Genomic DNA, 20,322 nt, shown 5'->3' with positions numbered 1-20,322 from the left:
GACGTGGTTTTCTTATAACGGCGTCGATGAAATCACAAGAATGGTGAAAGATAAAAATGAATAATCTAGCCCAAAACTTTCGGTCTCACGAGGACGATTCTGACGCACTCGATCTGTCGGCGGTGGTCGACGTCGCGATAGAAAACCGTTATTGGATATCTGCAATTGTTGGCGTGTTTCTTGTCCTCGGCGGACTCTACTCATTTCTTCGCCCCCCAATCTATCGCGCAGATGTCATGGTTCAGATCGAGGACGGCACGAGTGCGACGAGTAATGGCCTGCTTGCGAACATCGCCCCTTTGCTGGACATGAAGTCGTCGGCAGATGCTGAGATTCAGCTATTGGGGTCGCGGTTGGTGGTCTCGGCTGCGGTGGACAAACTTCACTTGTTCATAAATGCGAACCCTCGATATTTCCCGCTTGTAGGGAAATGGATTGCGAGCCACAACAAAAAAATGTCGCAACCTGGTCTGTTTGGCATTGGCGGGTTTGTCTGGGGCACAGAAGCAATCGATGTCAGTACTTTCGATGTTCCACGCATCATGGAAGATGATCTCTTTCGAATTGAAGTGTTGGGCAATGGGCGATTTGAGTTGTCAGGAACTGATCTCGATAGCCCGGCGATCGGTGCGGTAGGTGAGACGCTGAATGTGCAGACATCGTCTGGTCCCATTGTTCTTCGGGTGGAGACGCTTGACGGTCGGAAGGGAGCGCAATTTGACTTGACGCGATCGTCTCGTCTGGAAACGATCACGCGTCTCCAGGAAAAGCTGGATATCACGCAAAAGGGTAAGGACTCGGACGTACTTTCCGCGACTTACGATGGCACTGATCCGGAGCTTGTTAGCCGCGTCATGAACGAGATCGGCGCACAGTACGTGAAGCAAAACGTGCTGCGGAAGACTGAAGAGGCGCAGCGATCAATCGATTTTCTGAATGTTCAGCTCCCAATGCTTGCCGAAAAACTCCGTCAATCGGAGGATAAATATAACAAAACGCGTCAGCATCTTAGTACTGTCAATCTCGGTGATGAAGCGGGGCTTGTGTTGCAGCAATCGGTGGATGTAGAGACTCAATTGACAGCGCTTCGACAAAAGCGGACTGATCTCGGCTCGCGATTCGCTACGACTCACCCGGCGATGCAAGCGCTTGATGCGCAAATATCTGCACTCGAGACGCGGTCGAAAGATATCGATGCGCAGATCAAGCAGCGGCCTCTGATCGAGCAAAACGTATTGCGTGACACGCGCGACGTGCAGGTGAATCAGGAACTCTACTTGACACTGCAGGATAACCTCCAGCAATTGAAACTGGTGAAGGCCGGCAAGGTTGGCAGTGTACGGCTTGTCGATGCTGCTCCAGTTCCGGAGAAACCGATATGGCCGCGGGCGATTGTCATCCTTCCGCTGGCATTCCTGGGGGGGCTTTTCGTTGGCTTCGCGGTGGCCTTGGTGAGAAGCAGGCTATTTGGTGGAGTTAGCGATTCTCGCGATATCGAACGAATTCTGGGTATCAACGTATATGCGACGGTGCCGATCAGTTCGGAACAAAAGCGTATTGATCGAAAAATTGGCTCGGCCGGTGGGAAGACAACATTGCTTGCGGTGCAGTTTCCAGATGATCCGGCCGTCGAAAGTCTTCGTAGCTTTAGGACAGCACTGCAATTCTCGATGGTCGAGTCAACGAATAATCGGGTGATGTTCACGGGTTCTCTACCCGGCGTCGGAAAGTCGTTTGTCTCCGCAAATTGTGCAGCCGTTCTTGCGCTATCTGGTCGAAAAGTTCTTCTTATCGATGCCGACGTCCGGAAGGGACACATTCATCGCTATCTTGGCTTAGGTCGTTCAGCAGGATTTGCAGAATTGTTGGCGGGTGTTGTCGATGAGCGTGCGGCGATCCAGCGTACCGATGTGCCGGGGCTGGAGTTCATCTCTGCCGGCGCAGTTTCGACCAACCCCGGCGAAATGTTTCATTCGGGGCGTCTTGTTGGGCTGATAAATAGCCTGTCTTCGAAATATGATCTTGTGATTATCGATACGCCCCCAGTACTGGCGGTGGCTGATGCCGCGGTGCTGGCGCCGCATTGCGGAACTACTTTTTTGGTGGCGCTGGCAGGATCCACGAAAGTGGCGGAACTCGGTGAGTCGGCGAAGCGCCTCGCCCAGGTAGGCGTGTACGCGAAGGGAGTGGTGTTTAACGGGGTCAATCCTGCGCTCGGGAAGTATGGCTACGGGTCCGCGTATGGCGGCTATCGTCACGCGGAATACACCTACGGGAAATAGCTGTCATGGCGATAAAAATAAAATTCCTTGGGGTGGGGCGGTCCGTTCGGGCACTGTGCTTGATGATGACCTTGACGATTCTGACGCAGCGATTTGCCATCCCACTCGGCGCCACTCAGCTTCCGGTTGCGTTTCTGCTGTACTGGGCGACGGTTCTGTGGCTCGCAGTTGATGGTTTAACGGTGCCGCGCAAACTCAATGCGATAGTTCTTTGGGTTTCGTTCGGCTTGATCTTGTTGTGCTCGTTGAGTACCTACGGAAAAACATCTATCAGCTCGTTGCTTTACCTGCTCGCCTTGTACTTGCCACTGACCATGAGCGCTACACGATCTGTAACGCGTGAGAATACGCGCGAGGCGGCTCGATACTTCGTTTTGCTGATGGTGTTCTTTTCTGTTGTTGGTATATGGCAGTATTTTAGCCAGTTAATTCTGCACATTCCCTACATCGATCCAATCGGTAATTTACCCGATGCAGTAGTAATGCAGGGTTATCTGGCAAGTTATCCGGTTTCCTATGGTGGGGACTTGTATAAATCAAATGCATTTGTGTTTCTTGAGGCATCATTCCTTTCCCAGTTCATTGCTCTGGCGATTATTATTGAACTGAATTTATTGAGAAGGCTGTGGATTTTATTGGTGCTCCTCCTTGGGCTTCTGGTGACCTTTTCGGGGACGGGTTTGATGCTTCTTGTTGTTATTGCTCCATTTATTTTAACAAAAAACATCAGAAGCATAAAGGTCATTGCTTTAACGGTGGCGGCCATTGCTGTTCTCGTTGGGACAGTTATTGCGCGCCCGGAGGTAATGGTACGTGTTGCCGAATTCGGAGCTTCCGATACGAGCGCATCCGCCAGGTTTATCGAGCCATTTACCAGAATGGCGCGATACTCGACGCGAAATACCAGTAGTTTGATTGCAGGATATGGCGCAGGGTCCTCCGACCGGCTCGGGAATGCAAGCGATTCGCTTGTCAACTATTCGGCTATACCTAAAGCCATAATCGAATATGGATTGCTCGGCGGTGTTCCGCTACTTTTGGCCATAGCCACTTGCATAACATTGTCTGTCGGTGCGCTGCCGCTAGTCGTAGCTCTTGTAGTAACGCATTTTGTATTGTCTGGCGCACTCCTTCAGCCAATATCGGTAATGTTAATTTATTTTTTCAATGTGAGTACCGTTCGTAAGAGGCGTCCGGTTCGCCGCGAACTTGCGGCTTCAATTTGACGGGGCGCACGATGAAAGCAGAAAATTCCGACGAGTCTATTTGCTCGTTTGCCCGATTGATTATTATTTCTCACGTTAAGGACGAGGTCGGTTCGAATGGCGGATCCGTATATACGAGAGGTGTTGTAGATATATTAAAAGGTGCATTTTCGGACGTCCAGGCTGTGTACATTCACGAGGACTCGATTAATTTTAGAAAATTGAGAATTATTGCGGCATTTTTCGGTGCGTTCGTATCGGGATTGCCTGCGAAGGCGTTATATTTTCTGTCCTATAAGGCGGCGCGTCGGATCATGCGTGCCACGGCTGCCGGAAAGGCTGATTTGGTTATTTTTGATCACCTTGAAACATCACTATATTCAAGGTTGGTAGGTGGGAAAGTCAAGACAATCTTGATACAGCATAATGATGAAGTGAAACTTCACGCGAATCGGGTCGATGATCTGAAATGGCGGTTGGGGCGAAGAATTTTTTCATCTGATGTAGCCAGACTCGCCAAGTTTCAAGGCAAAGCGTTTGAACGAATCAAGAATGTAATTTTTCTCTCGGCCGATGAGTCGGCCGCCGCCGACAGCGCTATCGCTAACAAGTTTACGTTGTTGCCGTCTTTTAATTATCAGCCGGTAATGTTGCGAAATGCTTCTCGAGCCGGGAAAGATGTCGTCTTCATAGGAAACATGAATTGGTGGCCAAACGTCGATGCAGTTAATTGGTTCGTGAACGAAGTTCTAACTTTAATAGATAATGATATTACGTTCCACATAGTTGGGCATGGTTCGCATCGTTGGAGTCAGTCTAATCCGCGGATCAAAACATACGGATTCGTTGAAAATCGGGAAGATGCATGGGGAATATCGCCTATATTTATCGCTCCAGTTAGACTTGGTGCCGGCGTGAATATTAAGGTCGCGGAAGCAATTTACAATGGACGTGCACTAATTGCCACTCCGCAGGCATTAAGAGGGATTCGGTTTGAAAAAGATGAGGCGATTGTGGTAGCGGAGAGCAAGTCGGAATGGGTGGATTGCTTGAATGATCCACTTCGTCTCGAGGCGCTAGCCCAGGCAATTCCTAAGGATATAAACCGCAACCTGTTCAGGCGGAGTGTCGGAGGGAAGTCTCTTGTCGAATACGTCGAGAATATTTTGACGGCTCGAGCTGTTCAAGGTTGATGACATGGAAATCACGTTGTCTTCAATCGTGAAAAAAGGCGGTGTACAGCTGATTTCGTCGGTTTTAATGGCGGGTCTTCAGCTCATACAGATCGGCGTTATCTCGCGCTCCTTCGCTGCGGCACCTTTGGGTATTGTCTCTATCAACCTCATGATCGTGGCGATAGCCACTGTATTTTCGGACTTTGGCCTGCAAAGCTTTGTAATTCAAGATAAACGGGATATGAAATTGACGGTGCTGGACGTTCGGGCCGTCTTGCCAATGTTTATATCTGCAACGGTGATGATTAGTCTCGTAGGCGCGTGCCTGGCTAGATATTGCTTCGGCGCATTGGATGTTGGAAATGCGCTGCTGTGGATTGCACCTGCGATGCCATTGACTGTGATAAGTGGTCCGGTCCAAGGTGTTGCAGTTCGAGAGTTACGTATCGAGCGCCTCGCATTTGCCGAATTCGCGGGGAAAGCGTGCGGCGTAGCAACAACTGTTTTCCTGGCGTTCTTTGAACACGCAGTGATATCCGTGATCGCCGGATTCTACGCGTCACAGATTGTTAGATTGTTGTTCTTGCATGAGACCGTTCTTGCGCTATCGATCGCCCCAAGGGGGCAGAAGTGCTCAGTCGGAAGGCGCGGAGTCGTCGTGTCGTACGCCGTGGCTCAGATGCTCGGCCAGGTCTCGAATACGTTGGCGGCCAAGGCTGATGAACTGATCGTCGCGGCTGCCATGCCTCTAGAGACGTTCGGCATCTATTCGTCGATGAAGCAGCTGGTTATCCAGGCGGTCGCTTTTGTTGCGCCTATGGTGCGGAGATTGACGATGCCATTCTTCGCGAATCACAAGGGCCGGATTGCCGAAAAATCCCGGCCCGCACCGAATAAGTTGATCTGCTGGTCGAACGCCGTTTATATAGGGTTTTTCGTGTCCTTAGCATTGCTTTCTGAAGCGTCAACGAAGTTAATATTTGGAGAAAGATTTATTAATCATGCGGATTGGTTGATTCTATTCGCTATGCTCTGGTCGGTCCGCACATTCGCCGGAGGTGCCATCTCGGCATTTCTTCAAAGTACAGGAGCTCCGATTGCAGATTTCTGGTGGACGCTTGTCCAGCTTATCGTCCAGACGGCTGTGATGCTGATCGCTGCGCCGAGTGGTGTCTATGTAATGTTGATTAGCGCAATAGTCAGTTATTTGATTGTTGCGGTCGTGGGCTACTTGACTATTTATCGTTGGAAATCCAGGGCGGCGGTTTATGAGGTTGTAACTATTATACTAATTCCCGCATTTTCTTATTACGTAATTGGTTTGTCTCTGCTTTGGCTTGAGTCCGTGTTTGAAAGATACTGGGTCAACGCGTTGTGCGCATTTATTTTTGCGTGCGCTGTCGCCGCTGTGACCATCATGGTTTCTGGACATCGACGAATCTTATTTAAAAGGAGCATGGTATGAATAAGATCGGCAAAAATGTTCCAGTTGTTGTATTTGCATATAACCGTCCTCGGCATCTTGAAGCGACGTTAGGAGCGCTTCGGCGTGCTCATGGTGCAAGTGAAACAGACGTTCTGATATTTTGCGATGGCCCGCGAAGCAGGAGCGAACAGATGTCTGTGAATGAGGTTCGCGATGTGGCAAAAAATGCGCAGGGATTTCAGAGTGTAAAAGTACTTACTTCAGACGAGAATCGCGGACTGGGTGATTCCGTCATTCGGGGGGTTAGTCACGCATTGTCACTCTACGAATCCGTTATCGTTATAGAAGATGACGTTGAAGTTTCGCCTGGATTTTTAAATTATATGTGTGGTGCGTTGAATGAGTACGTAAGTGCTAGCAAAGTATTCTCAATATCTGGGTATTCTCCTCCAGTTGAGGGGAAGGAGCGTTTCAATGATGGTTTTTTTATCCCGCGAATTTGTTCCTGGGGTTGGGCCACTTGGCGTGACAGATGGCAGTCGGTAGATTGGAATCTCGGAGAATATGCTGCCTTTATAAAGGATCGATCGCGACGCGTGGAGTTTTGTCGAGCAGGACGGGATATGCTTGATATGCTGATCAACCAGGCAGAGGGTGAATCCGAGTCTTGGGCGATTCGTTTTGACTTTGGGCGATTTATATCAGGAAATAGATTGACCCTGTATCCCTCGTCCTCGCTGGTAAAAAATAGTGGAATGGATGGGAGCGGAGAGCATTTTGAAAATTCGCAGCGCTACCAGAGTCCCATGAGTCAAAGAACGGAATTTTCGTTTCCCTTGCTTGTTGACGAAGCAAACGAATTGACAGTTGCCTTCTCGGAGTTCTATCCGAGAAGGTTGCGTAGTCGACTGGCTATATTGGCCAGAAGGATGCGCGTTCATGGTCCCGCGCGTAAAGCGTTTCGCTTCGTATTCCGCTAGGATAAAACGTGAGAATTGTAATCGCGGTTCCAGATATAGGTTTTAAAGGGGGAGCTGAACAAGTAGCCCTCGATACTGCTACTGCTTTGGCTAAATTTCACGATGTCACAATCCTGAGCTTGTTTTCGAGTGGGCATGACTCGCGTTTTGTAAATGGCGTTGACGTTGTTCATTTGAACATATATCGCCCAATATCGATTTTAGAAAAAATTAGAACGCGGCTACGCATTTCGAATTTCATTCGGCATGAATTAAAAGATATCGATGTTTTGATTGGAAACAATTTTTTTCGTTATTGGGCCTTTCCGTCATTCGTTGGTGGCCCGATCTGCGTTGAGGTCCAGCATCTGCGCTACGAGGAGGATCGTCATCATTGGCTGCGGATGTTTCTCCGGAATTGGCTTTATCGATGGCTCGACGGAGTTGTAGTGTTGACGGAGCGAGATCGAGCATTGTTTATTAAAAATAATGTCGCTGATGTGTCTGTTATTTATAATATGGTGCCGTTTTCAGAAAAATCTATTGATCGAGTACGCCCCAAAATAGTTGTTGCGGTAGGTAGGTTGAGCGCGCAAAAGAATTTTGGTGAACTTATAGAAGCTTGGGTGGGTGTTCGGGAGAAATTGAGTGATTGGAATTTAGTGATCTATGGGGAGGGTGAACAGAGACCTTTTCTGGAAGCATTGATCTTGGAGAAGGGTTTAAGGGAGTGTGTATTTCTGCCCGGTTATCGAGAGAATAAAAGTGGGATGTATGCTAGTGGGTCAATATTCTGTTCGGTTTCGAAATATGAGGGCTTTTCACTGGCCGCTTGCGAGGCCGCGGCTCATGGCACACCAATAGTTTCATTTGATTACTCATCGGGACCCGCGGAACTGTATGCAATGGGGGCGGTTGCAAAGCTAGTTCCGTCGGGGGATCGTCGTCTGCTAGCTACGGCGTTATGCGAACTGGCCGAAAATGATGAATTGCGGCAGAAGTGTGGAGAGCGTGCTCAATCTGCTGCACAAATATTTTCGGCCGAGGCTTTCGCTAAAAGGTGGTTGCAATACGTCGAACGATTGAGTATGTCTAAAAAGGCGTTCAGGCGGAAATCAGTGCCCACTTGAAAACAGAGTTCTGTACTTAAGCGAGGAGAGAGGAACATTGACCGCGGAAGGTCCGGAAATCGCCGCATCGGGGCCGCCGGCGTTAGTGTTCCAATACGCTTGATATAGTACATTTGCCCCGGGGACATTGAACCATGCATGCATATTTTCGACGAAAGTAGGCGCATCGCCGTGGCCGTGCTTGGAAGTTGATACGCTCCATTCTGTATATGCCTCGGGCTTATGGTGCGTTTGCGCAAAGGAACGAAATTCTCGCAATCCGCCGGGGCGACCAAGGATATCCGGCCATCCACTGTTGTACTGGTCGTACACATCCATCGAGATCACGTCGACGACGTCGTCACCTGGATATGCTTTGGTCCAGTCAAAGTCACGCGCGCCCGAGTTGGCGAGGTTCCACTCGAATCGCAATTGCGGTGTTTCGTGGCGCATGAGAAGTACCACGTGTCTGAACGCGTTGATATAAGACGTGGGATTATCCACGGCCGACCATGCAAACCATGTTCCGTTCATCTCCCAGCCTAGCCGGACGATAATGCGTGCGGGATTGTGGGTCGATCCAAGGTTGTGGGCGAGTTTACGAAAGATATCGTCGTATTGCCCAGCAGCGATTGCATCCAGGTTGGCGTCTCCCCGTTGCTTGGGCAACAACGGGATGCTGATGGTCTCCACTCTATTCGGATTCGAAGATAACCATTCCGCTGTTGCTTTCAAAAAGTAGGGAGATGAAATGGTCTGCCACGATGCGTCGTCAGCAAAGGTTATCCGATATAGCACCGGCTTCCCTAACCAGCCGCCAAACTGATCATATTGGGCGATCGAATCGTCATGTCCTGTATGCAAACCTAAAGACGTCGCCGTTGCATAGGGAGAGAGGCAAAGCAAGGCTGAAGCCAGTGCAAGGACACGGAAATTTATTAGCGTTGAAGGTTTCAAGGTTACGTTCCTGATCGGTATTGTGATACGAGGCGTGGCATATTTAGTCGGCGTCACGCAGTACGTTCAAGTACGCCAGATTCGATGGACGTATACAACGGGTGCCGCGCGCAGATTCTTTTCCAGCACCGAAGCTGCGGTAGTGGCGATGAAGATATTCTGATTTGGCGCAATCGCCCCCGGGTTCGACCGGCGATCAACCTAGCGATGGTTTCGGCCGCATAGTTAGACGATCTATCTGTACGAGATCTAGAAGTGCGCGTCTAACCCTGCCCCCCTCTCCGCCTCAAACCGATCCAACTCCCCCAGCAACCGTTCAATCTGAAACGTTTGCAATTCGGTCAGGGGGAATTCATCCTGTATGCGTTGTAGTCGTTTTCGCCAATATGCTGGTGGCAGCACAGGTTCACCACGAAAGGCGCGCAAAGACGGCGCCATCACTCGCGCTACGTGCGCGATGTCTTCATCCATTGTCATGCAAGAACCCCGGAAGACCTCGTTGTTTAGTTTTGGCCTTGTTCTATGCGCGCGCCTGGTTGGAAGCGATTTGGTCTTAAGTGTGCAAGCGGCGACGTCCATGGTAAGAAAACACAATCGTTCGGTCAAGCTTTCCTACGATCATTCGTTCGAGAAGTGTGTCGAATGTCCCTTTATTTGAGGATTATTTCGATCACGGAGAGATTTCAGGAGGTGGCTTGCCGCGCCTTAGACACCCGCGTCTTTACTCGCAGTTTCGCTTCGACGTGACACATGTCAAACGGCACAAGTTAGTGCCTCCAAACCTTAAGAAGCAGGCAGAGAACAGAGAGCTATCCTGTTGGAAGGAGGCTAGCTTGGTAGCGGTAGGCCTTTTGTTGCGCGCACCGCTATTAAAGTGAAGAGAGAATGCAGGCTAATACAGATGAAATCAGACCACGAGCCCAATCGCAACAGCATTTAAAGCGCATTCCCCCGCGGCGGAATAGTATCCTCTTGCGCCGATCCACCCGCCACCAACTCCGCCTCTGAATAACTGATCCTCACCGGCGGCACGAACCACGCAAGACACAACCCAATCAGCGCTGCGGCCCCCGCTACCAGAATGCCGATATGAATCGACTGCACGAGCGCATCTCGCGCAGAATTCATCATGGCATCGCCCGCGTGCCCGGCGCTCACCAGACGATTGATCAACGCCGCCTGCTCCGCACGATCCACCAGCAGTTCGGGACTCGCAAACGATTTGAACCATTGCGTCGCCTGATACGAGGCAAGCGAGCGATGCACCCCCTGCGTATAGAGATGCCCGAGCAGCGCACCGGTCATCACCGTGCCCAGCATCCCACCAAAAGTACGCAACGATTGCAGCAACGCCGTTGCCGCGCCGAGTTGGTCACGCGCGACGATCTGCTGCGAACAGACCGTCAGACTGGTCGCCACCAGACCGAGCCCGAGACCGCTGATGCCCATGCACGACATCCACACCAGGTGCGGCTCGGTACCTCTGAGTACGATCACGCCGAGACACGCCAACGCGGACAGCGCGAAACCGACATACATGATGCCGTTCGCGCGACGGACCCGCGTGACAATACGATTGTTCACCACGCTGCCGATCGTCGTGCCGAGCAGCAGCGGCGTGATCAGCATGCCCGAGTCGTGTGCGGACATCGCATAGCCACCCTGAAACAGCAACGGCACATAAAACACCAGCGAAAACAACGCGAAACCGCCAAGCACCGACATCGCGAAGAGCGCGGACAGCTTACGGTCCATCAGCATATCCACGGGAATGATCGGATACTTCATCCTCCGCTCCCATAGCCACAGCGTCATTGCAAAACTCACCGCAACGACGGCCAGCACGATCGTTATAGTGTCCACGCCGTACCTCGGAAACAATTCGATCAGCAATTGCAACGAACCGAACGTGACTGCAACCACGAACGCGCCGAGCCAGTCGAGTCGCACGGGGCCTTTGTGTCGCAGATGACGTAGGGGTGGTAAAAACCGCAGCACGAACAGCAGCGACACGAGGCCAACCGGTACGTTGACGAAAAACACCAGCCGCCAGCCGCCGTATTGTGTGAGCATGCCCCCAAGCGTCGGCCCGACCATATTCGCGACTCCGAACGCGGACGTGACGAACACGAGCCAGCGCAACCGCAGCTTCGGATTGGGGAACAGATCGGCAACGGTAGCGAACACCGTGCCGATCAGAATGCCGCCGCCTATCCCCTGCAGACCGCGCGAAATCACCAGCAACAGCATGCTGGTAGCGAACCCGCACAATACCGACGCGCTTGTGAACAACAGAATCGCGGCGATCAGAAACGGTTTGCGGCCGAACAGATCACCCAGTCGACCAAAGATCGGAATGGTAATCACCGAAGCCAGCATGTAAGCAGTGGCGACCCATGCGTACAGATCGAAGCCCTTCAGATCGGCGACGATGCGCGGCAGTGCGGTGCCGACAATGGTTTGATCGAGCGCCACGAGCATCGAGACGAATGCAACGCCAAGCATCGCCAGCAGCGACTCGCGAAACGGCAGCAGTTGTCCGGTGGGTAGGGGCGTGTCAAGGTGGGGCGTCATGACGGTCTTACTCGCGCACTTATTTTCGTTTGGCTTGATGCGCGCCCAATGCCGCGCCGAGGTCTTCGTCCGTCATTGCAGGGAAGACGCTCATGGTCAGCAAATCACCCCATTCGAGCGCTAGCGCGGACAGCCCGCGCGAATCGTCCGCCTCGACGACTGCAAAACCATGCAATCCGCCGATCGCATGCCAGCGTCCCAGCAATTTGACACCTTCAGGCGCCTGGCCGCCGGTTTTCATGAAGCGCTCGATGACGGAGTTTTCCGCGGTCGGCAGGCCATTCCATTGCACGATGAATTTCATTGCGCGTCTCCAATATGATCTGGCGATGCCGGCTCGTGGCAGGTCGTGATCGCCGTTCGCGCTGTGCGACGCTTTTGCATGCCTCGCGCCCCACAAACGCTTCTGCGCCAGGATGCTGTCCGGATAGCAGTTTCTACCGGAGCGGCATAAAACCACGTGGCGTCCTAAGCATCATAGGTGAGTGCTCGATCGCCAATCTCGCCGCGTGCGGACATTCACCAGGTTAATCGAACAAATTTATCCGTCTCAGGAATAGCCTGGCGGTCGCGCTCGTTTCCAATTGCGGACCTCTCGTGCGTCCTATAAGAAGGACCTTTTAATTCGGCTGTCGAAAATGTCTGTATCGATCTGCTTCGAAGCGCGCCATACAGTGTTCCGGCACCACCGGCACGCATGCGAAGCGCGCGCCGAAAAAACACAGATGTACCAAACGCAAACGGCACGCGCGTTAGGCGCGTGCCGTTGCTGCGAATGTCTGATCGGAGGTCTAGCTACGCGACAAATTGCGCGGTCTCGCACCAGCGGGCACATCGACAATGGCCTGATGCGCCGCGGGAAAACCCGGCGGATAGTCGACGACGCGTGTGGATCTCGGCACCACCTGCACGGCGAGACTCGCGCGTGCACCGATGCGTGCGCCGCCAACAATGGCGGCCATCGCCTCGCGGTCGAGTTCGACGCTGTCGGTGAGGTCTTTGATAGCGAGCTTTGCCATGGTGACTCCAGGGAAGCGATCGAGCGGGCGGCTGGTGCGATTGGCCGGCCGTCGCTCGGGAGTGTTTTTAAGTGTGCTGAGGTCTCGTCGCACTATCAGTATAGGAAATCTGCTTGCAGCTCGCCTGCCGGATATGAGCAGGCAGCAGTAGGGAAGCCCCCGATCCTTCGCTACTGCAGGCCGTTAAACGTTGGCGTAATTGGCAGCCCACAACGACGGGCTGACATTCAGATTCAACGGCACGAAGCCGGCGCCGATCACGCCGATGTTGTTGAGAGCGGCAACATTGACGTTTTGAATCTGGCTGAGATTCTGGTTCACCGAGACGTTGACATTGGCGATGCCGCCAAGGCCGGCCACCGAGGGCAGGCCGGGCACGCTGCTGCCGGTGCCGCCGGCCACCGCCGACATTGCGCGGCGGTCGAGCTCGCGGGTGCGGGATAGATCGCGAATCATGAGGGATGACATGGTGATTCTCCAAAGGTGCGCGGAAGACGGGCGTGATCGGAGCGAAGCGGAAATTGCCGAGGGCCTCTCCGCTTCGCCGAACCAGGCATCAAACGTTGATGTTGTTGCTCGACGTGACGCAGGGGTTGATCGACGAAGTGAGGCCGGCAGCGAACGCAACGTTGTTGCCGTTAGCGTTCTGGATGTTCATTTCGTTGCTGATCAACTGCGTGGCGCTAACCTGCTTGCTGTTGTTCGGCGCGTACACCGGGCTGATGTTGGTGTACGACGTGCTGGGGTAGCAAAAGCCGAAGCCGAGGCCGCCACGCACGGCGCGCATGGCCTTGCTGTCGAGTTGTTCGGTGATGGACAGGTCTTTGATCATCAGCGTGTTCATGGTAAATCTCCTGGAAGGGAACATCACAGTGTTGCGGTTGGGTTCGAGCATCTTGTCTGCTCGAGTGTCACTAACGCATGCGCTGTGCCAGTTTTACTCGCGTCTCCTAAGAAAGTAGACGAACGCTTGATGCACAAGGCTTTCACGCCATGTCGCCGCATTGCAGCGGCAACAGAGTCACGAGAGGGCGACTCGCGGCTGATGGCGCGTACCCAACAACGCGAAGGATTCTGTTGGATGTCGCAAGACACTCGCCGGCCGCGCAAGCAGCGGGGCAATCCTGGTTTGCGAAAGACCGGGTCGGGAGCTAGTATCGAAGCGGCGCATGTAACTGATTACGACAGGTTTTCTATCAGCCTGAAAGGCTCCGGTCGCATGCGATCCGGCCCAACGGCAGCGGGGGCGCTTCGCAAAAATGGCTAGCCTTGCGCATGTGATTCGCGACTATCAGAGCGGCGAGCTGTCACGCGACGAGTTCGTGGCTCAGCTCGACAGCACGTTGACGACCGATGGACTCGATCGCACGCAGCTGCTGGAAATGCTCGGCGCAGCGCATCGCAAAGCCGCTCTCCCCGACGATCTCTACGCCGAAGTGCGGCGGCGCATCGAACAGTTACGGGTCTCGAACGTGGCGGCAGGCGGTGAGGAAACCGGCATGCGAACTACGGTCGAGATACCGTCGGTACGCTCTGCCAGTGGGCCCAGCTCCTCACGCTCGACGGGCGCCGCGAGCGCGTCCGATTCGCCGGGACATGATCAGATCAAAGGCACCGGCGACACGCTGAATAACCGCTTCGTTCTCGAGGAGTGTCTGGGTGTCGGCGGGATGGGCACGGTGTACAAGGCGCTCGATTTGCGCAAGCTCGAGGCGTCGGATCGCAAACCGTATCTCGCGATCAAGGTGCTCAACGTGCAGTTCCGCGGCAATCCGAATTCGCTCGTCGCACTTCAACGCGAGGCACGCAAGGCGCAAGTGCTCGCGCACCGCAACATCATCACGGTGTACGACTTCGACAGGGACGGACCGATCGTCTACCTGACGATGGAGTACCTGACCGGCAAACCGCTCAGCCAGCTATTACGCACACCGGGCTATAAGGGCATGCCGGTTCGCGCCGCACTGCCGATTGTGCGCGGCATGTGCAATGCACTCGCCTATGCGCACGAGCACGGCTTCGTGCATTGCGATTTCAAACCCGCCAACGTCTTTCTCACGACGAATGCCGAAGTGAAAGTAATCGACTTCGGCATTGCCCGCGTGTTTCAGCGGCCGGAGGAGGAGAGCGACGCAACCGTCTTCGATCCCGGCAGTCTCGGCGCGTTGACGCCCGCGTATGCGAGTCCGGAAATGATCGAGCATCGCGAGCCTGACCCGCGCGACGACATCTACGCACTCGGCTGCATCACCTACGAATTGTTGACGGGCCACCATCCGTTCGACCGGTTATCGGCGACGCAGGCTCGCAATTCGGATTTCAAGCCGCAGCGTCCGCCCAATCTCGATGCGAAGCAGTGGCGCGCGTTGCGAGCCGCGCTTTCATTCGATCGCAACACACGCATGCCGAGTGTCGTGCGCTTCATTGCGGAGTTCGATAACGAAGCGCGCGCGGAGAAGTCGGGGACGTTGGTCAAGGCGGGATTCGCGGGGTTTGCGGTGGTGTGTGCCGCGGTAGTCGGCGTGTTTGCTTTCCGGTCGGCTCCGAATCGTCACGATGGACAGCAGTCGGCTGCGGCCGCCTCTGAGGCGTCATCGGATCAAGCGGCTTCGGCGACGGCGAATACGGCTGAGTCATCCGCAACTGCGGGACCAGTCGCCGGAAGCGCCGCAAAGTCGGCCTCAGGTCCAACTGGCGGGGCAACCACAGCACTGACCGCTGCGCCGGCTGCTGCGGCGTCCGTGGCACCACCGCCAGCGCCACCCGCACCGCCCGCGCCCAAACCCGCGTTGACCTTAGCCGCCGTTGCGCCGGTGCTAGCGCAAGTGCCGTGTTCGGCGCTCTCCGCTTCGGCACAAGACCATTCGTTGACGGTGCGCGGCTACGTCTCGCAGCACTACGGCGCAGCGCATCTGAAGGACACGCTGACAGCATTGCCGGGCGTCGATACGCTCGCGCTCCAGGTCGAGCCAATTGCCGACGACAAATGCGACACGGTCAAAGCGCTCGCATCCTATTGGACGCGCAACTGGCAAGCGGGCCACGTTGCATCGCTGCATGTGCGGCCACCCGGCGGCCTGTTGAGCGAAGGTGATCCACTGATTGTCGACGTCACCACGCCCGCTTACGACTCGTACGTGAACCTCGATTACTACCAGCTCGACGGCAGCGTCGTGCACATGGTGCCGAGTCCGCGTGCGAAGGACAATCAGGCACCCCCGCACTATGCAGCCACTATCGGCAGCGCGGGCGACTGGATCATTTCGAAGCCGTTTGGATCGGAGATGGTGGTGCTGCTGATTACGCCGGCGCAGCTATTCGACAAGCCGCGGCCCGAAAGCGAATCACGTGCGGACTATTTGCGCGCACTGCAGACGCGACTCGCGCAGATCGCCGGCAAATACGGTCAGGATCATATCGTCGCGGACTTCGCGCCAATTACGACGAAGCCGCGCACGCCCTAAGGGCACACCGGAAGTGCTCGCAGTCCGGGAAGCACGCGTGGCATGGAATCACACGCAGCTCCAGCCGCGCCGGCTGTTCGACAGCAGCTCCCACAGCCGCCGCTTTACTTAAGATCCTTAGCCACCCTGAAACCATCCTGCGACTGGCGCACGCTCGCGCTGTACTTGAAGCGTGTCGCGCTCAGCATGTAACCGCCGCCTTCGCGCCACGAGCCGCCGCGAATCACCCGCATGTCGCAGCTAGGACTTTCCCAGGCATGGCCATCGGCGGGTGCGCCCTGGTAGGAGTTGTGCCAGCAATCGGCGACCCACTCCCAAACGCTGCCGTTCATGTCATACAGGCCCACCGGGTTTGGGGCGAATGAGCCAACGGTTTCCGGCCCTTCCTTGTGCCACGGATCGCCGCAGTCCTTGCAATTGGCGTTGCCTTTGCGCATCTGATCGCCCCACCAGTACGCCGTCGAGGTGCCCCCACGGTCCGCGTATTCCCATTCGGCTTCGGTGGGTAAACGGTACGGTTTGCCGGTCGTTTTGCTCAACCACTTCACATACTGTTGTGCGTCGTCCCAACTGAGATCGCGTGCCGGCGCAGCTTTGTTCGTATTGCTTTCGGGCGTCAGCTTTTGACAGGCGTTCGCTGCGGCGCACACATTCCATTGCTCGACGGTCACTTCGTACTTGCCGATCGCGAACGGTGCGCCGATGGTCACGTGATGGACGGGTTTTTCGGACGGATCGTCAGTGCTGCTGCCCATCGAAAACGAGCCTGCAGGCAAGGCGATCACGATCGGGCAGGTGGCGCAGTCGCGGCTTTCGCCGGCGCTTGGCGGATGTGTTGCGGGCTTTTGTGTGGCTGCTTGCGCGGCAGGTGCTGCAGGTGGGGTGACCGTTGCAGGTGCGCTGGGTGGCGTCGGCGTGGCAGCGCGCGGGGTGACGCTGGCCGGTGCGGCCGGCCGCGCGGCTTGTGGCGACGGTGCAACTGACGGCGCGGCAGATGGCGCACTCGCCGCTGCTGCAGCGCGCAACCGGTCGATGCGCGCATGGGCGAGCGCGGCGAAGCGGCCGTTCGGATAGGCCTTCAAATAGGCCTCGTAATCGCTCGGGTAGTTACTGTCCTTGATGGAGTCCCAGAAGGTGATCTCGTATTGCTCGCTGCTGTCCTTCGGCAGAATACCTCTGCTGTGCAGCGCGACAATTGCGTCGTCGGCGATAGCAGAGAGGCGCGTTGAACTAGCGCCGTGAGATACCGGCGCACTCAGACTCGCATCGTTGGCAAGCGAAGAGGCAATCCAAGGCGTTTGCTCGCCGCCAGTAATCGCGCTAACTCTCGCCGCGACACGTTGAAACAAGCCCTCAAGTCCCTGTGATGAAGAAGCCTCGTTGAATGCACGCAGCAATGCGCCCGTGTAGACGCCGTGCCGCATGCCGTCCGCTGCGAAGCCACCCCGTGCTGTTGCGTAGGCGACGAGAGTATCGGCGGGCAACGTGCCCGTATCGACTGATACGTCAGCGGAGAATGGGTTGTTCAGGCAAGCATCGAGAATCACGAGATTGATCGCGTCGGCACGCGGTGCGCGCATCGCCTGCAATACGGTATTCAAATCGACGCCTTCGCTGATCAGCCGAGCCGGTGCGGATGCGTCGAGACCGGCGGGCACGAGCAGCGTCTGCCGTCCGATTTGCATGCCGTGTCCCGCGAAATAGAACAGTCCAATGCCGCCTTCCTGCAGACGTTGGCGGAATTCGCCTATGGCTTGCTGCATTTGCTGCGGCGTCGCATCGGTGCGCATGATCACGTCGAAGCCGTGCGCATGCAGTGCGTCGCGCATGGCTTCAGCGTCGCGCGGTGCATTGCCACGAAGCGGGTCGGCATGATCGCCGTACGCGCCGTTGCCGATCACCAGCGCGATACGCACCGGTTGCGGATTGTTTTGCTGCAGTGTGAGCGGCGCGCTGGATGTGGCCGTCGTACGCATAGCGGCAGAGCTGTACTCTGCGCCGTCACGCTGCGTTGCGGCATAAACACTGCCCCCGTACGCCTGAATCGCCCCGACCATGCACACCAGCAGGAATGTTCGCCACATATTCGTATCCTGTTTGTTCCGGACAGAACATAGAGTTCCGACGACCGCGATGCCCGCACCAGGCCTTGGCGTGAGTCGATCGCAGCACCAATGCCGCGATCGACTCTCCATCGACAACCTATGAACAACGATAGCACGCGGTTTGCGCGTGACAATGGTCCGCGCATCGTTAATGCGTTATACGGTTAACGAGTGTGGCGTATCTTTTTGGCAAGTTACGTCCTAAGCTAATTCACAAAGTAGCGCTGTACGGCCGTTTTAATAGAGCGGCTGCTCATCGACGTCGACATCGACCCGTCACGTGAACCCACGTGCAACTACGCGAGCGCCCGCGACATCCAGTCGGAGCCTCCGGTCTGTGCTTAGCGCAGCCGGGGCGGAGACGACTATTCTTCCGGAGAGTGCGCAATGCGAAGAACCCTCACACCTGGCGTGCTCGACAAATGTCGTGGAACGAAGGCGAGCCTTGTAGCGCTCTGCACGGCTTCGTGCGCCGCCTTGTCACTCCTGCTCGGTATCGCGCTCACGTCCGGGTCCGCGCGTGCTGAACAAACACCTTCGCCACCGGGCGCTGAGGAATACATCATCTGGCCATCGGACGGCACCGTGATTCACGGCGGCAAGTTGTGGGTGCGCATGGGGCTGCGCAACATGGGCGTGTGCCCGAAGGGTGTGGCGGTTCCGAACACCGGCCATCACCATCTGCTGATCGATACGGATCTGCCGGCGCTCGACCAGGAAATTCCATCAGACCGCAATCACCTGCATTTTGGTGCGGGTGAGACCGACGCGCGCATTGAGTTGCCCCCGGGAAAGCACACCTTGCAGCTCATCCTTGGCGACCAGAACCACGTGCCGCATGTGCCGCCCGTGTATTCGAAGAAGATCACCATAACCGTGCTAAAAGACTAGCGCGTCCCGTTCATTAAAAGCGGGTCCGTCAGGACGGAGAGACCAACATGTACAAGATCATCGCGATCGCGGCGTTCGTGGCACTTGCGACATTGGCGTCACTGGCCTCGCCGAATCTCGCCACGGCCGGCACGACGCCGTCGCCGGCCGGCGCGCATGCCTATATCGGCTATCCGAACGATGGCCAGGTGGTACAGGCCAACAAACCGTTTCGCGTGTGGTTCGGCCTGCGCTATATGGGCGTGGCGCCGAAAGGCGTCAAGTATCCGAACACCGGACATCACCATCTTTTGATCGACACCGACCTGCCGCCGATGGATCAGGAAATTCCATCGGATCGCAACCATCTGCATTTCGGCGCGGGTGAGACGGAAACGATGATTCAACTGCCGCCCGGCAAGCACACGTTGCAACTGCTGATGGGCGACGACATGCACATACCGCACAACCCACCGGTGTACTCGAAGAAGATCACCGTGATTGCGCGTTGAGACGTCGCTTTACTTCAGTGTCACGTCACAGCCAACACAGTTGCGGGCGTTGTTGGTTGTGATCCACCAGCACCAACTGGCCGCATCGTCGCGGTCGTGCTGCCACTAGCGGCATACCATCCCCAAACCCTTTATCTACAGCCGTTCTCAAGATTTCTTAGGATCGGAAAGCAAAACTGGCACAGCCCATGCATTAGTGACACTCGAGCAGACAAGATGCTCGAACCCAACCGCAAGACTGTGCTGTTACCCTTCCAGGAGATTTACCATGAACACGCTGATGATCAAAGACCTGTCCATCACCGCTCAACTCGACAGCAAGGCCATGAGCGCCGTGCGTGGCGGCTTCAGCTACGGCTATCCGTCGTCGTCGTTCTTCAACTACTCGCCCGTGTATGCCCCGAACAACAGCAAGAGCGTCAGCGCCACGCAGTTGATCAGCAACGAAATGAACATCCAGAACGCCAACGGCAACAACGCAGCGTTCGTCGCCGGTGTCACCACCACGATCGACCCGCATGTGAGCTCGAGCAACAACATCAACGTGTATTGAACGGCGCAGGCCGCCGCGGAGGCTCTCAAGCCTCCGCGGGACGCGCAAGCTCGGGTAACCCCGGCGCGTCAAAAAGAATTCGCATCCAATCGTTCTTTCCACACGACCCCAG

The 20,322-nt window shown here is 55.3% G+C and carries 17 protein-coding genes and 1 pseudogene; 10 read left to right on the top strand and 8 right to left on the bottom strand.

The window, feature by feature from the left end; genetic code table 11:
* Nucleotides 1-56: 56 nt before the first annotated feature.
* From R8871_RS03665 to R8871_RS03640, 6 genes are read left to right on the top strand one after another with little or no spacing between them, the layout of a single operon-like run.
* A complete protein-coding gene (locus tag R8871_RS03665; RefSeq protein ID WP_175049091.1) occupies nucleotides 57-2,282 on the top strand; it encodes a polysaccharide biosynthesis tyrosine autokinase in 2,226 nt (741 codons plus the stop codon).
* Nucleotides 2,283-2,287: 5 nt separating this feature from the next.
* Nucleotides 2,288-3,508, top strand: coding sequence for a hypothetical protein (locus R8871_RS03660; protein ID WP_175049090.1), 1,221 nt, complete (start codon nucleotides 2,288-2,290; stop codon nucleotides 3,506-3,508).
* An 11-nt stretch (nucleotides 3,509-3,519) separates the two neighbouring features.
* A complete protein-coding gene (locus tag R8871_RS03655; RefSeq protein ID WP_175049089.1) occupies nucleotides 3,520-4,680 on the top strand; it encodes a glycosyltransferase in 1,161 nt (386 codons plus the stop codon).
* A 4-nt stretch (nucleotides 4,681-4,684) separates the two neighbouring features.
* Complete coding sequence (locus tag R8871_RS03650; protein WP_175049088.1) at nucleotides 4,685-6,127, top strand: oligosaccharide flippase family protein; 1,443 nt, start codon at nucleotides 4,685-4,687, stop codon at nucleotides 6,125-6,127.
* Nucleotides 6,124-7,068 (top strand): glycosyltransferase family A protein, encoded by a 945-nt coding sequence (locus R8871_RS03645; protein WP_175049087.1) that lies wholly within the window; start codon nucleotides 6,124-6,126, stop codon nucleotides 7,066-7,068. Before R8871_RS03650 ends, R8871_RS03645 begins: the two co-directional genes overlap by 4 nt.
* 8 nt (nucleotides 7,069-7,076) lie before the next feature.
* The gene (locus R8871_RS03640; protein ID WP_175049086.1) at nucleotides 7,077-8,177 is read left to right on the top strand and encodes a glycosyltransferase; all 1,101 of its coding nucleotides are present in this window, start codon (nucleotides 7,077-7,079) and stop codon (nucleotides 8,175-8,177) included.
* Here the strand turns inward: R8871_RS03640 and R8871_RS03635 are convergent.
* From R8871_RS03635 to R8871_RS03610, 6 genes are all read right to left on the bottom strand, one after another.
* Nucleotides 8,163-9,113 carry a glycoside hydrolase family 26 protein gene (locus R8871_RS03635; protein ID WP_175049085.1) on the bottom strand — a complete coding sequence of 317 codons (951 nt, stop codon included), beginning with the start codon at nucleotides 9,111-9,113 and terminating at the stop codon, nucleotides 8,163-8,165. The genes R8871_RS03640 and R8871_RS03635 overlap by 15 nt on opposite strands.
* Before the next feature lie 936 nt (nucleotides 9,114-10,049).
* Nucleotides 10,050-11,687, bottom strand: coding sequence for an MFS transporter (locus R8871_RS03630; RefSeq protein WP_175049084.1), 1,638 nt, complete (start codon nucleotides 11,685-11,687; stop codon nucleotides 10,050-10,052).
* Between the two features lie 19 nt (nucleotides 11,688-11,706).
* On the bottom strand, nucleotides 11,707-11,991 hold the full coding sequence (locus R8871_RS03625) for a DUF3303 domain-containing protein (protein WP_175049083.1): 285 nt from the start codon (nucleotides 11,989-11,991) through the stop codon (nucleotides 11,707-11,709).
* Between the two features lie 487 nt (nucleotides 11,992-12,478).
* Nucleotides 12,479-12,706 (bottom strand): hypothetical protein, encoded by a 228-nt coding sequence (locus R8871_RS03620; protein WP_175049082.1) that lies wholly within the window; start codon nucleotides 12,704-12,706, stop codon nucleotides 12,479-12,481.
* Between the two features lie 183 nt (nucleotides 12,707-12,889).
* Entirely contained in the window at nucleotides 12,890-13,174 is a 285-nt protein-coding gene (locus tag R8871_RS03615) for a hypothetical protein (protein ID WP_175049081.1), read from the bottom strand.
* A gap of 88 nt (nucleotides 13,175-13,262) precedes the next feature.
* Nucleotides 13,263-13,550 carry a hypothetical protein gene (locus tag R8871_RS03610; protein ID WP_175049080.1) on the bottom strand — a complete coding sequence of 96 codons (288 nt, stop codon included), beginning with the start codon at nucleotides 13,548-13,550 and terminating at the stop codon, nucleotides 13,263-13,265.
* Nucleotides 13,551-13,965: 415 nt separating this feature from the next.
* On the opposite strand from R8871_RS03610, the gene R8871_RS03605 reads away from it, so the two are divergent.
* Complete coding sequence (locus tag R8871_RS03605) at nucleotides 13,966-16,170, top strand: serine/threonine protein kinase (RefSeq protein ID WP_175049079.1); 2,205 nt, start codon at nucleotides 13,966-13,968, stop codon at nucleotides 16,168-16,170.
* Nucleotides 16,171-16,274: 104 nt separating this feature from the next.
* Here the strand turns inward: R8871_RS03605 and R8871_RS38845 are convergent, their stop codons facing one another.
* Together R8871_RS38845 and R8871_RS38840 are read right to left on the bottom strand one after the other, a co-directional pair.
* The gene (locus R8871_RS38845) at nucleotides 16,275-17,519 is read right to left on the bottom strand and encodes a formylglycine-generating enzyme family protein (protein ID WP_407673118.1); all 1,245 of its coding nucleotides are present in this window, start codon (nucleotides 17,517-17,519) and stop codon (nucleotides 16,275-16,277) included.
* Nucleotides 17,499-18,146, bottom strand: a pseudogene (locus R8871_RS38840) (caspase family protein); the annotation flags it as partial. The gene R8871_RS38845 and the pseudogene R8871_RS38840, both read right to left, overlap by 21 nt.
* A gap of 516 nt (nucleotides 18,147-18,662) precedes the next feature.
* Here R8871_RS38840 and R8871_RS03595 point away from each other — a divergent pair.
* From R8871_RS03595 to R8871_RS03585, 3 genes are all read left to right on the top strand, one after another.
* Nucleotides 18,663-19,166: a DUF4399 domain-containing protein gene (locus R8871_RS03595; RefSeq protein ID WP_175049077.1), complete on the top strand. Its 504-nt coding sequence runs from the start codon at nucleotides 18,663-18,665 to the stop codon at nucleotides 19,164-19,166.
* 47 nt (nucleotides 19,167-19,213) lie between these two features.
* The gene (locus tag R8871_RS03590) at nucleotides 19,214-19,657 is read left to right on the top strand and encodes a DUF4399 domain-containing protein (RefSeq protein ID WP_175049076.1); all 444 of its coding nucleotides are present in this window, start codon (nucleotides 19,214-19,216) and stop codon (nucleotides 19,655-19,657) included.
* A gap of 268 nt (nucleotides 19,658-19,925) precedes the next feature.
* The gene (locus tag R8871_RS03585; RefSeq protein ID WP_175049075.1) at nucleotides 19,926-20,210 is read left to right on the top strand and encodes a hypothetical protein; all 285 of its coding nucleotides are present in this window, start codon (nucleotides 19,926-19,928) and stop codon (nucleotides 20,208-20,210) included.
* Nucleotides 20,211-20,322 lie beyond the last annotated feature (112 nt).

Origin of the sequence: Paraburkholderia sediminicola (assembly GCF_902859805.1) — a bacterium.
Taxonomy (GTDB): domain Bacteria; phylum Pseudomonadota; class Gammaproteobacteria; order Burkholderiales; family Burkholderiaceae; genus Paraburkholderia; species Paraburkholderia sediminicola.
The sequence above is the reverse complement of the archived record's forward strand: the minus strand, read 5'-3'. Positions and strand labels throughout refer to the sequence as shown.

Excerpts from the sequence above, each read along its gene's own strand:
- R8871_RS03665 (WP_175049091.1), top strand. The coding sequence starts at position 57 with ATGAATAATCTAGCCCAAAACTTTCGGTCTCACGAGGACGATTCTGAC.
- R8871_RS03660 (WP_175049090.1), top strand. The coding sequence starts at position 2,288 with ATGGCGATAAAAATAAAATTCCTTGGGGTGGGGCGGTCCGTTCGGGCA.
- R8871_RS03655 (WP_175049089.1), top strand. The coding sequence starts at position 3,520 with ATGAAAGCAGAAAATTCCGACGAGTCTATTTGCTCGTTTGCCCGATTG.
- R8871_RS03650 (WP_175049088.1), top strand. The coding sequence starts at position 4,685 with ATGGAAATCACGTTGTCTTCAATCGTGAAAAAAGGCGGTGTACAGCTG.
- R8871_RS03645 (WP_175049087.1), top strand. The coding sequence starts at position 6,124 with ATGAATAAGATCGGCAAAAATGTTCCAGTTGTTGTATTTGCATATAAC.
- R8871_RS03630 (WP_175049084.1), bottom strand. The coding sequence starts at position 11,687 with ATGACGCCCCACCTTGACACGCCCCTACCCACCGGACAACTGCTGCCG.
- R8871_RS03625 (WP_175049083.1), bottom strand. The coding sequence starts at position 11,991 with ATGAAATTCATCGTGCAATGGAATGGCCTGCCGACCGCGGAAAACTCC.
- R8871_RS03620 (WP_175049082.1), bottom strand. The coding sequence starts at position 12,706 with ATGGCAAAGCTCGCTATCAAAGACCTCACCGACAGCGTCGAACTCGAC.
- R8871_RS03615 (WP_175049081.1), bottom strand. The coding sequence starts at position 13,174 with ATGTCATCCCTCATGATTCGCGATCTATCCCGCACCCGCGAGCTCGAC.
- R8871_RS03610 (WP_175049080.1), bottom strand. The coding sequence starts at position 13,550 with ATGAACACGCTGATGATCAAAGACCTGTCCATCACCGAACAACTCGAC.
- R8871_RS03605 (WP_175049079.1), top strand. The coding sequence starts at position 13,966 with ATGGCTAGCCTTGCGCATGTGATTCGCGACTATCAGAGCGGCGAGCTG.
- R8871_RS03595 (WP_175049077.1), top strand. The coding sequence starts at position 18,663 with ATGCGAAGAACCCTCACACCTGGCGTGCTCGACAAATGTCGTGGAACG.
- R8871_RS03590 (WP_175049076.1), top strand. The coding sequence starts at position 19,214 with ATGTACAAGATCATCGCGATCGCGGCGTTCGTGGCACTTGCGACATTG.
- R8871_RS03585 (WP_175049075.1), top strand. The coding sequence starts at position 19,926 with ATGAACACGCTGATGATCAAAGACCTGTCCATCACCGCTCAACTCGAC.